The following is a 14,573-nucleotide window of genomic DNA, read 5'->3' on the forward strand; positions in this document are numbered from 1 at the left end:
ACGCGGGACCGGCGAGGTCCAGCCGTCCCAGCGCTGTCCCCGGGTGGACGACGACCCGGCAACGACATGGCCCCGGTGACCGTGAGCTGACCGAGGCCGGTAGAACGACGCGGGTCGGCCACTGACGAATCCGTGACCGGCCCGCGCGTCGTCGACCAGCGTCAGTCCAGCCCGCCGTACGAGTGCAGGCCGGTGAAGAAGATGTTCACGCCGAACAGGTTCATCAGCATGGTGAGGAAGCCGAGCACAGCGATCCAGGTGGCCACGTTGCGCTTCACGCTGGGCGTCGCGCGAGCGTGCAGGTAGCCGGCGTAGACGACCCAGGAGATGAACGCCCAGGTCTCCTTCGGGTCCCAGCCCCACGGCCGACCCCAGGCCGCCTCGGCCCAGATGGCACCGGCGATAACCGCGAAGGTGAAGATCGGGAACGCGAAGGCGTGCAGCGCGAAGGTCAGCCGCTCCAGACCCACCGCGCCGGGCAGCCGCTTGGCCAGGGTGTACGGGAAACGGCGCTTGCCCTGCTCGTACCCGTTGCGCATCAGGAAGCCGACCGCCGGCACCACGCCGAGCAGGAAGATGCCGGACGCGAAGACGATCGTCGAGACGTGGATGATGAACCAGTACGAGTTCAGCGCCGGCACCAGCGGCACGATCGGCACGTACAGCACCAGCTCGGCGGTGGCGACCAGCAACACCATCACCAGGGTGAGGAAGAGCCCGAGCTTGCGCAGCGACTGTCGCTTCCAGAGCACCACCAGCCAGGCGGCTACCCCGATGAACGTCACGGTGAGCACGAACTCGTACATGTTGCCCCAGGGCATCCGGTCCGCGGCGAGCCCCCGGGTGACCAGCGCCGCCAGGTGCAGCGCGGCGGCGACCGCCGTGGCGCCCACCCCGAACAGGCCCGCCAGCCGGGCCCGCCCTGCGGAACGGTCGGCCGTGGGCGGCGACGGGACCGGCGCGGGCGGCGTCGGGACGACACCGCCGCCGGCACCGACCAACTCGCGCACCGGAGCCGCCGCGGCGACCCGGGTACGCACGTTGCCCAGCGCGTACTCGACGGCGTGGCCGATCATCGCAACCAGGTACGCCAGGATCGCGAAGGTCACCAGATTGTCGGAGAGTGCGGACATCACTCGGCTCCTTCTCGCACACCGGCCCGGTCAGCGGAGTCAGCGCCAGCACCAGCCCGTTCGGCATCGGTGACGGCGGCGACGAGCTGGGTGAACTCGTCGGCGAACCCTGGATAGTCGGTACGCGGCAACCCACCGACCTCCATCAAGCTACTACCGCTCGTCGGAGAACCGCCCCCGGGGTCGGCCGGCGCCACCCGGAAGAACACCCGGCGACGCTTCCCGAACAGCGAACCCATCAGCCCGACCAGCAGGACACCGCAGCTGACCAGCAGCATCGTCGAGCCGGGATCGTGCCGGACGGACAGGGTGACGTACCGCTCAGTGCCCAGGAACTCGACTGTCGTGCCGTCGTCCAACGTCCACTTCTCGCCCTTGCGCAGCAGCTTGGTGCCGACCTCCTTGACCTTGCCGGTCCGCACCTGCCGCTGGTCGAGCTGGTAGACCGAGCCGGGGATGCCGGCGTCCAGGCCGAGGTTGCCCCGGTAGGCGACCAGGTTCAGCGCCGGGTTGCGCTCGGTCGGATACTGCGACCGGACGAACGGCGCCTGCTCGGGCGCGGTGGGCAGGTAGATGCCGGTGAACGCCATCTGCAGATCCGGTGCGCGCCGGCCGGTCGCCGGGTCGACGTTCGCGTCCGGGAAGGCCGCCAACCCTTCGCCGGTCAGGCCCATGTCGCCGGTGGTCAGGAACGGTTCGTCACTGACCTGGCTGTTGCCGAACCGGTCGGTGTAACGGATCACCGGGGCGTACCCGTGGCCGAGCAGGTAGACGCTCGCGTCGTTCAGGCGCAGCGGCGAGTTCACCGAGAAGTCGGCGCTGCGGGTGGGCTCGTCCGGGCCGTCGACGTGAACCGTGGCGTTGAAGAACTCCGGCTGGCCGGACGGCAGGAACCGGGCCTCGAAGTCGTCCAGCCGCAGGCAGAAGCGGGGCAGATCGGCGCTGTCCACCTGAGGGCCGAGCTTCGCCTCGGCGTACTGCTGGCGGGTGTTGCAGAACGCGTTGTCAGCGCCGGCCACCAGCAGGCGGTTGCCGCTCCAGCCGTACCAGGAGCCGAGCGCCACCCCGATCAGCACAGCGATCAACGAGGTGTGGAACAGCAGGTTGCCGGTCTCCTTGAGGTAGCCCTTCTCGGCGGAGACCTCGTCGCCGCGCACCTCGACCCGCCAGCGGCGCTTGCGCAGCACCTCGGCGATCGCCGCCGCCCCACCGGGCGGGGCGGGCAGCACTGTGTGCTGCGGCAGCCGGGCCATCCGCTTCGGCGCGGCCGGCGGCCGGGACCGCAGCGCGCGGACGTGGTCGCGCAGCCGGGGCGTGATGCAGCCGATCAGGGAGATGAACAGCAGCAGGTAGATCGCGGAGAACCAGACCGACCCGAAGACCTCGAACGCGCCGATCCGGTCCAGTCGGGGGGCCCAGTCCGGGTGATCCACGAAGTACTCGTTGACCTTCTCCGGGCTGATCCCGCGCTGCGGCAGCACCGAGCCGGGAATGGCGGCGATCGCGAGCAGGAAGAGCAGGATCAGCGCCGTACGCATGCTGGTGAGCTGCCGCCAGGAGTTGCGCAGCAGGGCCAGCAGCCGGTTCGGCCGGCGCCGTGGCGCGGGCGCCACGGTCTCCGGTCGGTCGTCGACGACCGTCATCAGATGCTCACCTCGCCCACCCCGACGGTGGTCTGCAGCCAGATCACGAAGCTCTGCCATCCGCCGGTGACCAGCGCCAGGCCGATCAGGATGAGCAGGGCGCCGCCGACCCGGGTGACCCAGCGGCTGTTGCGCCGGACGGCGCGGAAGACCCCGAGCAGGCGTTCGAAGCCCAGCCCGAAGACGATGAACGGTATCCCCAACCCGAGGCAGTACGCCACGGCGAGCACCACCGCGCGGTCGCTCTGGCCGCTGGCGGTGGCCATGCCCATCACCGCGCCGAGCGTGGGGCCGGTGCAGGGCACCCAGCTGAGCGCGAAGACCGCCCCGAAGACCGGTGCGCCGAGCAGCCCGGCCGACGGCAACCGGGAGATCCGGAACTCCCTCTGCAGGGCCGGGATCATCCCGAGGTAGCTCAACCCCGCCACGATGATCAGCACGCCGACGCCGATCTGCAACTCGCGCTTGTAGTCGAAGAACACCCGGCCGATGCCGGCGAAGAGGATCGCCGTGGCCACGAAGACGACTGTGAATCCGCCGATGAAGAGCAGCGTCCCGGCGAGCACCCGACCCTTCACCGCGCCGACCCGCGCGACCCGTTCCTTGACCGCGACACCACCCGTTGCCGGTGCGGGATCGGCCGCCGGTCGCCGATCCTCCAGGTCCGCGCCGGCCAGGCCGGTCACGTACGACAGGTAACCGGGGACGAGCGGGAGCACGCACGGGGAGAGGAAGCTGACCAGGCCGGCGAGCGCCGCCGCGCCCATGGCGAGCAGCAGCGGCCCGCTGAGGGCCAACTCCCGGAAGGTCTCACCCATCAGTTCGGCGCCGGTTTCTCGGCGGCGATCCGTTCGACGATCGGTTGCAGGCCCTCCTGCTTGACGGCTGCCCGGATCACCGCAGCGATCCGGCCCTCCCGGTCGAGCACCACCGTCGCCGGCACGCTGTTCGGCGGGATGTCCAGCGCGAGCGCCGTCTTGCTCGACGGGTCGTAGAGGCTCGGATAGGTGACCCGGCCCTTCTCGAACGCCTTGGCCTTGTCCCGCTGGTCCTGGACGTTGATGCCGAGGAAGTTCACCCCGGAACCCTTGGTGGCCTGGTAGACGGCTTCCAGGTCGTCCGCCTCGGCGCGGCACGGCGCGCACCAGGAACCCCAGAAGTTGACCACCACGACCTGACCGCGGGCCTGGCTGACGTCGTAGCTGCCGCCGAGCAGCAGCTCACCGGCGACCTTCGGGGGTGCCGAGCGCTGGTCCGGTGCACACTCGAAGATCCCGTCGGTGGAGGTCGTGCAGGTCTTCTCCTGCGCCTTCGACGACGTACAGCCGACAAGCGCCACCGCGGCGACGGTGGCGAGCAGACCGGCGGTCCACCTCCGGGCGTTCATCAGGCCCCCTTGGCCGTCCGGGCGGTCGCGGAGAGAGCGATCAGGTGCGCGGCCGGCTCGCTGTAGCCGATGCCCACCACCTTCGCGCCGTCGAAGTGGAACGAGGTGAGGCTTGCCAGCCCGCACTGCCGCTTGCGCGGGTCGTGCCAGAGCCGCTTGCGCTCGACGTAGCGGCGCAAAGTCCAGATCGGGAGCTGGTGCGACACCAGCACCGCCTCGCGGCCCTCGGCGGCGACCCGGGCGGCGTGCACGGCGGCGAACATCCGCTCGGCGATCACCCGGTACGCCTCACCCCAGGACGGGGTCACCGGGTCGCGCAGGACCCACCAGTTGCGCGGGTCGCGGAACGAGCCGTCACCCGGGGAGACCTTCTTGCCCTCGAACCAGTTGGCGCTCTCGATCAGCCGCTCGTCCACCCCGACCGGCAGCCCGAACTGGGCGGCGATCGGCTCGGCGGTCTGCTGGGCGCGCTCCAGCGGGCTGGCCACCACGTGCACGATCTCCCGCTCGGCCAGGCCCTGCGCGGCGGCCTTGGCCATCTGCACACCCAGCTCGGAGAGGCGGAAACCGGGCAGCCGGCCGTAGAGGATCTGGTCAGGGTTGTAAACCTCGCCGTGCCGAAGCACGTGGACCACCGTCTTGCTCACCGCTGTGCCCCCTTTGTTTGCGACTGCGGGGCTCGCAAACCCGGCTCACTCCTCGTGCGCACGTCAACCCCCGTGGCCAGCCGCTGCCGCCGCGTTCGCCGCCGTCGGCAGCGCAGCGGCGATGTGCTCCAGAGCGGCGTCGTCGAGCGCCGCCGACACGAACCACGACTCGAACGCGCTGGGCGGCAGATAGACGCCGGCGGCGAGCATCGCGTGGAAGAACGCCTTGAACGCGGGCACCTGCTGGGTGCGCGCGCTGTCGTAGTCGACCACGTCGGCGTCGGTGAAGAAGACCGAGAACATGCTGCCCGCGTACGACAGTCGGTGCGGGACCCCGGCGGCGGCCAACGCGTCGGACGCCAGCTTGCCCACGACGGCGGCCGTCTCGTCGAGACGCTGGTACAGCGCGTCGTCGGCGAGCCGCAGGGTGGCCAGACCGGCGGCGCAGGCCAGCGGGTTACCGGAAAGGGTGCCGGCCTGGTAGACCGGACCGGCCGGCGCGAGCCGCGCCATGATGTCCGCGCGCCCGCCGAACGCCGCGGCGGGCAGGCCACCACCCATGACCTTGCCGTACGTCCACAGGTCGGCGTCGGAGGCGTCGAGGCCGTGCCACCCGGCGCGGGAGACCCGGAACCCGGTCATCACCTCGTCCACCACCAACAGGGCGCCGTGTGCGTGCGCGATCCGGGCGAGCTGCTGGTTGAAGCCGTCGCGGGGGGCCACCACGCCCATGTTGCCGGCGGCAGCCTCGGTGATCACCGCGGCGATGTGCTGGCCCTCGGCGGCGAATGCCTCCTCGACGGCCCGGATGTCGTTGTACGGAAGGACTATCGTCTCGCTGGCCGCCGCGCCGGTCACACCGGGTGAGTCGGGCAGGCCCAGGGTGGCCACGCCGGAACCGGCGGCGGCGAGCAGCGCGTCGACGTGGCCGTGGTAGCAGCCGGCGAACTTGACGATCTTCGAACGGCCGGTGAAGCCGCGGGCCAGCCGGATCGCCGACATGGTCGCCTCGGTGCCGGAGTTGACCAGGCGAACCTGCTCGACCGGGGTCCGGGCGACGATCTCGGCAGCCAACTCCACCTCACCGGGGGTGGGCGTGCCGAAGCTGGTGCCCCGGGCGGCGGCGGCCTGGACCGCGTCCACCACCTCCGGGTGGGCGTGCCCGAGGATCAGCGGACCCCAGGAGCAGACCAGGTCGACGTAGCGGCGACCGTCGGCGTCGTACAGCCACGGGCCCTCGCCACGGACCATGAAACGCGGGGTGCCGCCGACCGCCTGGAAGGCGCGCACAGGGGAGTTCACCCCGCCGGGCACGATGGCGCGGGCGCGGTCGAACAGGGCCTCGGAGGCCGGCGCGTCGGCTGGGTAGCGGCCGGACCCGGCGGGAAAAATGTCGGTCACGATGCCGTCATTGTGACAGCGCCGGACGGTCAACCAGCAGCCACCCCGCGGTGGGGTTACCCGGCTCACCCATGACCTGTGCCCGTCAGCGGCACCGACACCGGGGGCCTCGCGGCCTGGACGGCGACGGCTCGCGGCCTCGACAGGCCAGCTCGGTCGGATCGCGCTAGGCTGACCGGGTGGATCGTGCCGAACTGTCCATCACGCTACACCGGACGGGCGACGAAGCAGTCTTGCGCCTGGCCGGTGAGATCGACATGCTCACGGCGGCGCAGCTCTCCACCGTCGTCAACGAAGTGCTGGCCGACCCTCCCCCGCGGATCGTGCTCGACCTCGGCGGCGTCACCTTCTGCGACTCGCAGGGCCTGGGCACCCTGGTCGTGCTCAGCCGCAAGGCCAGCCACGCCCAGAGCCTGCTGATGCTGACGCACGTGGGCGACTTCCTGATCCGCGTGCTGGACATCACCGGCCTCCGCAGCGCCCTGATGATCCGCAACGACCAGCCCACCGGCTGAGCCGCCCCGCCGCGTCAGGCGGAGTTGCCCCAACGAGCCTGTTCGAGCATCCGTACCGCCCGGTCCCGGACCTCCGGGTCGTCCGAGCGGAGCAGCGCGGTCGCCTCGTCGACAGCGTCGGTCAGCCGCCGCCACTGCGTGTCACGCTCCCGCACCAGATCCGACTGGGTGGCAAGCTGCCGGGTCTTCACCCACAACTCGACGAAGACCGACACCTTGGCCCGGAGCACCCACGGGTCGAACGGCTTGGTGAGGTAGTCCACAGCACCCACCTGGTAGCCCCGAAGAGCGAGCTGGGCGTCCCGGTCCGCGGCGGTGAGGAAGATGATCGGCACGTGCCGGGTCCGTTCGCGGCGCTTGATGTGGCTCGCCGTCTCGAAGCCGTCCATGTCGGGCATCTGCGCGTCCAACAGGATCACCGCGAAGTCGTCCACCAGCAGCTGCTTGAGCGCCGCCTCGCCGCTCTCCACCGCCACGGACTGGACCGGCAGGCCCTGGAGGATCGCCTCCAGGGCCGTCAGATTCTGCCGCCGGTCGTCCACGAGCAGCGCCTTGGCCATCTGGGTCACGAAGTCTCCTCGGTCCGGCTGCCGTTGATCCAGGACGACATCAACTCGATCAGATCGTCCAGGTCGACCGGCTTGGTGATGTAGTCGCTGCCCCCGGCAGCGAGCGCCGACTCACGGTCGCCCGGCATCGCCTTCGCGGTCAGGAAGACCACCGGAAGGTCGGCGAACCGGTGGTTGCGGCGAATCTGACGGGTCGTCTCGTAACCGTCCTGGTCGGGCATCATGGCGTCCATCAGCACGATGTCCACCTCCGGGTGCTCGGCCAGCAGGCGGACACCGTCCGCCCCGTTGTCCGAGTACAGCACGGTCATCCCGTGCAGCTCCAACGCGCTGGTCAAGGCGAAGACGTTGCGGACGTCGTCGTCCACGATCAGCACGGTGGCGCCGTCCAGTTGGCGGGTGGCCGGTGCCTCCGGCCGTTCCGGCAGCAGTTCCAGCGGCGGCATCAGCAGCGACGACGGCAGGCCGGCGCGCTGCGGAGACGGAGCCTGGGGCGCGACCACGGCGTCCGGGGCCAGCACCTGCGGCACGAACAGGGTGAAGGTCGAGCCCTGACCGGGCGCGGACGAGACGGTGATGGTGCCGCCGATCAGTCGGGCCAGATCGCGGCTGATCGACAGGCCCAGGCCGGTGCCGCCGTACCGGCGACTGGTCGTGCCGTCGGCCTGCTGGAACGCCTCGAAGATGATCGACAGCTTGTCGTCGGAGATGCCGATCCCGGTGTCGATCACGGTGAACGCGATCACCTGCTGGGCGTTCGTCAGCGCCGGGACGTCGAAGACCGCGTCCTCCGCGGCCGGGGCGATCCGCAGCGTCACGGCGCCGTTGTCGGTGAACTTCACCGCGTTCGAGAGTAGGTTGCGCAGGATCTGCTGCAACCGCTGCGCGTCGGTCACCAACGCCGGCGGCAGATCCTTGCTCACCCGCACCTGGAAGTCCAGGTTCTTCTCCTCGGCCTGCGGCGCGAACGCCTGCTCGACGTAGCCGCGCAGCTCGGTGAAGCGGATCTCGGTCGGCTCGACGTCCATCCGACCCGCCTCGATCTTGGACAGGTCGAGGATGTCGTCGATGAGACGCAGCAGGTCCGAGCCGGACCCGTGGATGGTCCGGGCGAACTCGATCTGCTTCGGGCTGAGGTTCTGCTCCGAGTTCTCCGCCAGCAGGCGGGCCAGCAGCAGCAACGAGTTCAGCGGGGTCCGCAGCTCGTGGCTCATGTTGGCCAGGAACTCCGACTTGTAGGCCGACGCCCGGGTCAGCTGCTGCGCCTTCTCCTCCAGGCCCAGCCGCGCCAGCTCGATCTCCCGGTTCTTCGTCTCGATGTTGCCCTTCTGCTCGGACAGCAGAGTCGCCTTCTCCTCCAACTCGGCGTTGGTGCGCTGCAACTCCGCCGACTGCTCCTGCATCTCGTGCGCCAGTCGCTGCGACTGGGCCAGCAGCTCCTCCGTACGCCGGTTGGCCTGGATGGTGTTGACCGCGATGCCGATGGTGAGCACCAGCCGCTCCAGGAACGACAGGTGCAGCTCGGAGAAGGCCGACACACTGGCGAACTCGATCACCCCGAGCAGCTCGCCCTCGAACAGAACGGGAAGCACCACCAGGTCGGACGGGGGTGTCTCGGCCAGACCGGAACGCAGGGTGAGCCGGCTGTTCGGGGAGGCGCTGACCCGGATCGTGCGACGGGAGAGCGCGGTCTGCCCGACCAGCCCCTCGCCCGGCCCGAAGGTGACGTCATGCCCCCGGGCCACGTACCCGTACGAGGAGGTCAACTTCAGCCGCATGCTCCCGTCGGCGTCGTCGGCCAGGAAGAAGGCGCCGAGCTGGGCGTCGACCAGCGGGGTCACCTCCGTCATGATCATGCGGCAGACCTCGCCGAGGTCGCGCTGGCCCTGCAACAGGCCGCCGATGCGGGCGAGGTTGGAGTCCAGCCAGCCCTGCTCGGCGTTCTTCTTTGTCGTCTCCCGGAGGGTGACGATCATCTGGTTGATGTTGTCCTTCAGCTCGGCGACCTCGCCCTGCGCCTTGACCGCGATCCGCTGGGTCAGGTCGCCGCGGGTCACCGAGGTGGACACCTGGGCGATGGCCCGCAACTGCGTGGTCAGCGTCGAGGCGAGCTGGTTGACGTTCTCGGTGAGGTCCCGCCAGGTGCCGGAGACCCCCTTCACCTGGGCCTGACCGCCGAGCTTGCCCTCGATACCGACCTCGCGGGCCACCCGGGTCACCTCATCGGCGAACGACGACAGCTGGTCGACCATCGTGTTGACAGTCGACTTCAGCTCCAGGATCTCGCCCTGGGCGTCCACCGTGATCTTCTGCGACAGGTCACCCTTCGCCACGGCGGTGGTCACCGAGGCGATGTTGCGGACCTGGCTGGTCAGGTTCGACGCCATCGAGTTCACGTTGTCGGTCAGGTCCCGCCAGGTGCCGGAGACCCCCTTCACCTGCGCCTGACCGCCGAGCTTGCCCTCGGTGCCCACCTCACGGGCCACCCGGGTCACCTCATCGGCGAACGACGACAACTGGTCGACCATCGTGTTGACAGTCGACTTCAGCTCCAGAATCTCGCCCCGCGCGTCCACCGTGATCTTCTGCGACAGGTCACCCTTCGCCACCGCCGTGGAGACCTGGGCGATGTTGCGCACCTGGGCGGTCAGGTTGGAGGCCATCGAGTTGACGTTGTCGGTCAGGTCCCGCCAGGTGCCGGCGACGCCGCGCACCTGCGCCTGGCCACCGAGCTTGCCCTCGGTGCCCACCTCACGGGCCACCCGGGTCACCTCGTCCGCAAACGACGACAACTGGTCGACCATCGTGTTGACAGTCGACTTCAGCTCCAGAATCTCGCCCCGCGCATCGACCGTGATCTTCTGCGACAGGTCACCCTTCGCCACGGCGGTGGTCACCGAGGCGATGTTGCGGACCTGGCTGGTCAGGTTCGACGCCATCGAGTTCACGTTGTCGGTCAGGTCCCGCCACGTACCGGAGACCCCCTTCACCTGCGCCTGACCGCCCAGGTTGCCCTCGGTGCCCACCTCACGGGCCACCCGGGTCACCTCGTCGGCGAACGACGACAGCTGGTCGACCATGGTGTTGACGGTGTTCTTCAGCTCCAGGATCTCGCCCTGGGCGTCGACGGTGATCTTCTGCGACAGGTCACCCTTCGCCACCGCCGTGGAGACCTGGGAAATGTTGCGGACCTGGCTGGTCAGGTTGCCGGCCAGCTGGTTCACGTTCTCGGTGAGGTCCCGCCAGGTGCCGGAGACGCCCCGCACCTGGGCCTGACCGCCCAACTTGCCCTCGATGCCCACCTCACGCGCGACCCGGGTCACCTCGTCGGCGAACGACGACAGCTGGTCGACCATGGTGTTGACGGTGTCCTTCAGCTCCAGGATCTCGCCCTGCGCCGCCACCGTGATCTTCTGCGACAGGTCGCCGCGCGCCACCGCCGTGGACACCTGTGCGATGTTGCGCACCTGGGCGGTCAGGTTCGACGCCATCGAGTTGACGCTGTCGGTCAGGTCCTTCCAGGTGCCCGCCACGTTCGGCACCTCGGCCTGGCCGCCCAACTTGCCCTCGGTGCCCACCTCGCGGGCCACCCGGGTCACCTGCTCGGCGAAGAGCCGCAGCGTGTCCGTGAGGTAGTTCATCGTGGCGGCCAACTCGGCGACCTCACCACGCGCGCCAACCGTGATCTTCTGCGACAGGTCGCCCTTGGCCACCGCCGTCGCCACCTGCGAGATCGACCGCACCTGGCCGGTCAGGTTCGACGCCATGGTGTTCACCGAGTCGGTGAGGTCCTTCCAGGTGCCGGCGACGCCCCGCACGTCGGCCTGGCCGCCCAACTTGCCCTCGGTGCCCACCTCACGGGCCACCCGGGTCACCTCGTTGGAGAACGACGACAGCTGGTCCACCATCGTGTTCACTGTGCGCCCGATGCGCAGGTACTCACCGCGCAGCGGCCGACCGTCGATCTCCAACGCCATGTGCTGGGACAGGTCACCGTCGGCGACCGCCACGATCACCCGGGCGATCTCGGTCGTCGGTCGACCCAGGTCGTCGATCAGCGAGTTGATCGCCCGCTGCCCCTCCGCCCAGGAGCCGTCCAGCCCCTCGTCGTCGAGCCGCTCGGTGAGCCGGCCGTCGCGGCCGACGATCCGGCTGATCCGCCGCAGGTCCAGGTACTGCCGCTCCTGAAGCGAGACCACCTCGTTGAAGGCGTCCGCCACCTCACCTGCCGCGCCGGCGCGGCGGGGAAGCCGAACCTTCAGGTCGCCGCGACCGATCCGTCGCAGTGCCTCGGCCAACTCACCGAGGAGCGCCTCGTGGTCGGACGCGGACGGATCCGCCACCGACTGCTTCGCCGTGGTCATCATTCCTCGCTCAACTCGGGGGCGCCGGTCCGTGCGGACACACCGGCACCCCATATTGTGCCCGCGCGCGCCGCAGTGCCAGGGTGCGCGACCCGCCAGGTGGCATCGATCGCCTGCCGGACCCACCCGATCGGCGTCGAGCCGGCACGGCCCGCCGCAAACCTCGCCCGGCTCCCGGACGAGTCGATTCGACGCGTCAGCCGCGCGGGCCGCCGGTGCCGCTGACCGACGCGACAGCCTGCGATCCGTGATCAGCTTGGCACCCGGCAGGGGGACGGTGGAGGATACGGGTGTGTCAGCCGAGGCGGGGCCCGCGACGGCCGGGGCCCGGGACGGGGCCGTCCGGCGTGTCCGGCTACCCGCCGACCGCCGCACGCCGGCCGCCGCCCGCGCCGTGGTCCGCTCGGTGTTGACCGAGTCACACCTGGACGAGCTGGCCAACGAGGCGCTGCTGCTCACCACCGAGCTGACCACGAACGCCGTCGAACACGCCGGTACCGAGCTGGACATCGAGGTCGTCGCGGACGAGGTCGGGCTGACCGTCACCGTCTCCGACTTCGCCCCCGGCTCCGGCGACGAGCTGACCGTCGGCGACCGCAACGACTCCACCGAGATCAACGAGGTCTCCGTGCGGGGCCGGGGCCTGCTGCTGGTCGACCACTTCGCCAGCCGCTGGGGCACCACGTACCTGCCCACCGGCAAGGGCGTCTGGTTCCGGCTGGACCGCCCCGGCGCCGCCCCGCCCTCCGGGGGCACCGTCGGCGAGTCGACACCTGCCAACGCCGGCCCTCGGACCAGCACCGACGGCTCCGCGCCGAGCGCCAGCGCGATGAGCGAACTCATGCAGACCGCCCCCGACCTGTACGGGGACGACCCGTTGCCCGACTTCGCCACCAGCCTGCTCAGCCGGGTCGCCGAGATGGTGGGCGCGGCCGGCGGCACCATCCGCCTGGACCGCGGCGACGGGCAGGGCCGCCAGGTGCTGGCCCGCTTCGGTCGGCCACCCCGCCCCGGCAGCGAGCTGCTCCGGGTGCCGCTGACGGTGCACCGCCCGTACGCCGGGGAGTTGGAGTTGGACGCCGCGCCGTCGGCGTACGCCCACCCGTTGGCGGTGCTCACCGCCGAGCGGCTGTCGCTGCACCTGGAGAACGACCGGCTGCGCCGCGCCGACGTCCGCCGGCAGGTCTGGCTGACGTTCCTGGCCGAGGCGAGCGAACTGCTGGCCCAGTCGTTGGACGTCGACCTGACCATGGCGCTGGTGCCGCAGTTGGTGGTGCCGCGACTCGGTCAGTGGTGCGCGGTGCACACCACCGACGAGTGGGGCCGGCTCCGGTTGGCAGCGGCCAGCCACGCCGACGAGTCGATGCTTCCGCAGCTGCACAAGGTGCTGGCGGAGACCGGGCCGGATTCGATTCAGGCACGCCTCCGCGAGGCGTCCCGCAGCGCGGCGCAGATCCCGCTGGGCGGGCCGATGGAGGGTTTCGCGGTCCCGCTGATCGCCCGCGGCCAGCGGCTCGGCACCCTGGCGGTGGGGCGGCACCAACGGCACCGACACGACCCGGACGAGGTGGCCGTGTTGGAGGACGTGGCCCGGCGGGCCGCGCTGGCCATCGAGAACGCCCGGATCCACGCCGAGCGCCGCCGGGTGGCGCAGACACTTCAGCAGTCTCTGCTGCCGCCGGTGCTGCCGCTGGTGGACGGGATCGGTTTCGCCGCCGAGTACGTCCCGACCGGCGACGACGCCGAGGTGGGAGGCGACTTCTACGACGTGGTGCCGCTGCCCGACGGGCGCTGGCTGGTGGTGATCGGTGACGTCTCGGGCAAGGGTGTCCAGGCTGCCGCGGTGACCGGGTTGGTCCGGGACGTGATCCGGGTGCTGGTCGGCGACGGCAAACCGTTGCCGGAGGTGCTGGCTCGACTCAACGAGACGCTCGTCGAGCGCGGTGGTGGCCGTTACTGCACGCTGGCGCTGGCAGCGGTCGGGCCGGGCACGGGCAACCAGTTGGACGTGTCGCTGCATCTCGCCGGGCACGACCGGCCGGTTTTGCTGGCTGCGACGGGCGGCGCCGGGTTCGTCGGCACCGGCGGCACCGCGCTCGGTCTGCTCGACACGATCACGTCGCCGACGGCGGAGATCACGCTCGGGCCGGGTGACTCGCTGATCTTCTACACCGATGGCGTCACCGAGCGGCGGCGTGGTCGGGAGTTGTTCGGCACCGACCGGCTGCGGGACGCCGCCGCGCCCCTGGCCGGTTACTCAGCCGACGTGGTGGCCGCCCGGCTGCGCGCCGCGGCGATCAACTTCTCGGTCGAGCCACCCCGGGACGACATCGCCGTCCTGGTGCTCCGCAACGACGCGACCTGACCGTCGCGCCGGCCCCGGGTTTCGGGCCGGCTCGGTAGATTGACGGTCATGTCGAGTGTCGCGCACGCCACGTCGTCCTCCCGGCCGCTGGTCCGTGTGCTGGTCGTCGCGCAGCTCGCGACCATCGGCGCGTTCCTCACAGTGCTGCTGCTCTACGTCGGCCGGATGACAACCGCTGGCGTCGGTCCGGCCGAGATGCTGACCGGGGCGTACGACCCGAAGGACGTGATTCCGTTCGGGATGGGTGGGTTGAACCCGTTCCTCTGGCTCTATGCCGTGGTCGGGATGCTCTATGTGGTGGGTGCTGTGCTCGGGCTGCCGTTGGCGATCGTCGCGGTGGCGTTGGCCGCGCGGGAGCGCGATGCCCTGCCCCGGGCGACCCGTTCCCTGCTGCTGGCCGGCGCGGTGGGCGGCCTGCTGGTGCTGGTGGCCCGCTTCACCCCGCCGCTGCTGGACATGCACCGGTGGTGGCTGGACTGACCCCGGCCCCTCCGGCCGCCGGGTCACACAGCCGACCCGGCCGCACCGGCCGCCGGGTCACAAAGCCGG

General features: G+C 70.6%; 11 protein-coding genes. 3 read left to right on the forward strand and 8 right to left on the reverse strand.

Annotation, left to right across the window (positions count from 1 at the left end; all coding sequences use genetic code 11):
- Nucleotides 1-161 precede the first annotated feature (161 nt).
- The 6 genes from ccsB to hemL all read right to left on the reverse strand — a co-directional run bounded on the left by ccsB (nucleotide 162) and on the right by hemL (nucleotide 6,211).
- Nucleotides 162-1,133, reverse strand: coding sequence for a c-type cytochrome biogenesis protein CcsB (gene ccsB / locus ABZU74_RS01425; RefSeq protein WP_355416991.1), 972 nt, complete (start codon nucleotides 1,131-1,133; stop codon nucleotides 162-164).
- Complete coding sequence (locus tag ABZU74_RS01430; protein WP_355416994.1) at nucleotides 1,133-2,776, reverse strand: cytochrome c biogenesis protein ResB; 1,644 nt, start codon at nucleotides 2,774-2,776, stop codon at nucleotides 1,133-1,135. The genes ccsB and ABZU74_RS01430 overlap by 1 nt, the downstream gene beginning before the upstream one ends.
- Nucleotides 2,776-3,594: a cytochrome c biogenesis protein CcdA gene (locus ABZU74_RS01435; protein WP_355416997.1), complete on the reverse strand. Its 819-nt coding sequence runs from the start codon at nucleotides 3,592-3,594 to the stop codon at nucleotides 2,776-2,778. Before ABZU74_RS01435 ends, ABZU74_RS01430 begins: the two co-directional genes overlap by 1 nt.
- Nucleotides 3,594-4,163 (reverse strand): TlpA disulfide reductase family protein, encoded by a 570-nt coding sequence (locus ABZU74_RS01440; protein ID WP_355417000.1) that lies wholly within the window; start codon nucleotides 4,161-4,163, stop codon nucleotides 3,594-3,596. Before ABZU74_RS01440 ends, ABZU74_RS01435 begins: the two co-directional genes overlap by 1 nt.
- Complete coding sequence (locus ABZU74_RS01445) at nucleotides 4,163-4,810, reverse strand: histidine phosphatase family protein (RefSeq protein WP_355390290.1); 648 nt, start codon at nucleotides 4,808-4,810, stop codon at nucleotides 4,163-4,165. The genes ABZU74_RS01440 and ABZU74_RS01445 overlap by 1 nt, the downstream gene beginning before the upstream one ends.
- Nucleotides 4,811-4,873: 63 nt before the next feature.
- Entirely contained in the window at nucleotides 4,874-6,211 is a 1,338-nt protein-coding gene (hemL, locus tag ABZU74_RS01450; RefSeq protein ID WP_355417003.1) for a glutamate-1-semialdehyde 2,1-aminomutase, read from the reverse strand.
- Nucleotides 6,212-6,390: 179 nt separating this feature from the next.
- Here hemL and ABZU74_RS01455 point away from each other — a divergent pair, with 179 nt between their 5' ends.
- On the forward strand, nucleotides 6,391-6,726 hold the full coding sequence (locus tag ABZU74_RS01455) for an STAS domain-containing protein (protein ID WP_007454492.1): 336 nt from the start codon (nucleotides 6,391-6,393) through the stop codon (nucleotides 6,724-6,726).
- 14 nt (nucleotides 6,727-6,740) lie between these two features.
- Here ABZU74_RS01455 and ABZU74_RS01460 read toward each other — a convergent pair whose 3' ends face one another.
- Nucleotides 6,741-7,295: a response regulator gene (locus tag ABZU74_RS01460; protein WP_355417006.1), complete on the reverse strand. Its 555-nt coding sequence runs from the start codon at nucleotides 7,293-7,295 to the stop codon at nucleotides 6,741-6,743.
- The gene (locus ABZU74_RS01465) at nucleotides 7,292-11,659 is read right to left on the reverse strand and encodes a HAMP domain-containing protein (RefSeq protein ID WP_355417009.1); all 4,368 of its coding nucleotides are present in this window, start codon (nucleotides 11,657-11,659) and stop codon (nucleotides 7,292-7,294) included. Before ABZU74_RS01465 ends, ABZU74_RS01460 begins: the two co-directional genes overlap by 4 nt.
- A gap of 292 nt (nucleotides 11,660-11,951) precedes the next feature.
- Between ABZU74_RS01465 and ABZU74_RS01470 the strand changes: the two genes are divergently transcribed.
- A complete protein-coding gene (locus tag ABZU74_RS01470; RefSeq protein ID WP_355417012.1) occupies nucleotides 11,952-14,024 on the forward strand; it encodes a SpoIIE family protein phosphatase in 2,073 nt (690 codons plus the stop codon).
- Nucleotides 14,025-14,072: 48 nt separating this feature from the next.
- On the forward strand, nucleotides 14,073-14,504 hold the full coding sequence (locus ABZU74_RS01475; RefSeq protein ID WP_355417015.1) for a hypothetical protein: 432 nt from the start codon (nucleotides 14,073-14,075) through the stop codon (nucleotides 14,502-14,504).
- Nucleotides 14,505-14,573 lie beyond the last annotated feature (69 nt).

Origin of the sequence: Micromonospora sp. NPDC005171 (assembly GCF_040608575.1) — a bacterium.
In the GTDB taxonomy this organism is placed as follows: domain Bacteria; phylum Actinomycetota; class Actinomycetes; order Mycobacteriales; family Micromonosporaceae; genus Micromonospora.

Excerpts from the sequence above, each read along its gene's own strand:
- ccsB (WP_355416991.1), bottom strand. The coding sequence starts at position 1,133 with ATGTCCGCACTCTCCGACAATCTGGTGACCTTCGCGATCCTGGCGTAC.
- ABZU74_RS01430 (WP_355416994.1), bottom strand. The coding sequence starts at position 2,776 with ATGACGGTCGTCGACGACCGACCGGAGACCGTGGCGCCCGCGCCACGG.
- ABZU74_RS01435 (WP_355416997.1), bottom strand. The coding sequence starts at position 3,594 with ATGGGTGAGACCTTCCGGGAGTTGGCCCTCAGCGGGCCGCTGCTGCTC.
- ABZU74_RS01440 (WP_355417000.1), bottom strand. The coding sequence starts at position 4,163 with ATGAACGCCCGGAGGTGGACCGCCGGTCTGCTCGCCACCGTCGCCGCG.
- ABZU74_RS01465 (WP_355417009.1), bottom strand. The coding sequence starts at position 11,659 with ATGACCACGGCGAAGCAGTCGGTGGCGGATCCGTCCGCGTCCGACCAC.
- ABZU74_RS01475 (WP_355417015.1), top strand. The coding sequence starts at position 14,073 with ATGTCGAGTGTCGCGCACGCCACGTCGTCCTCCCGGCCGCTGGTCCGT.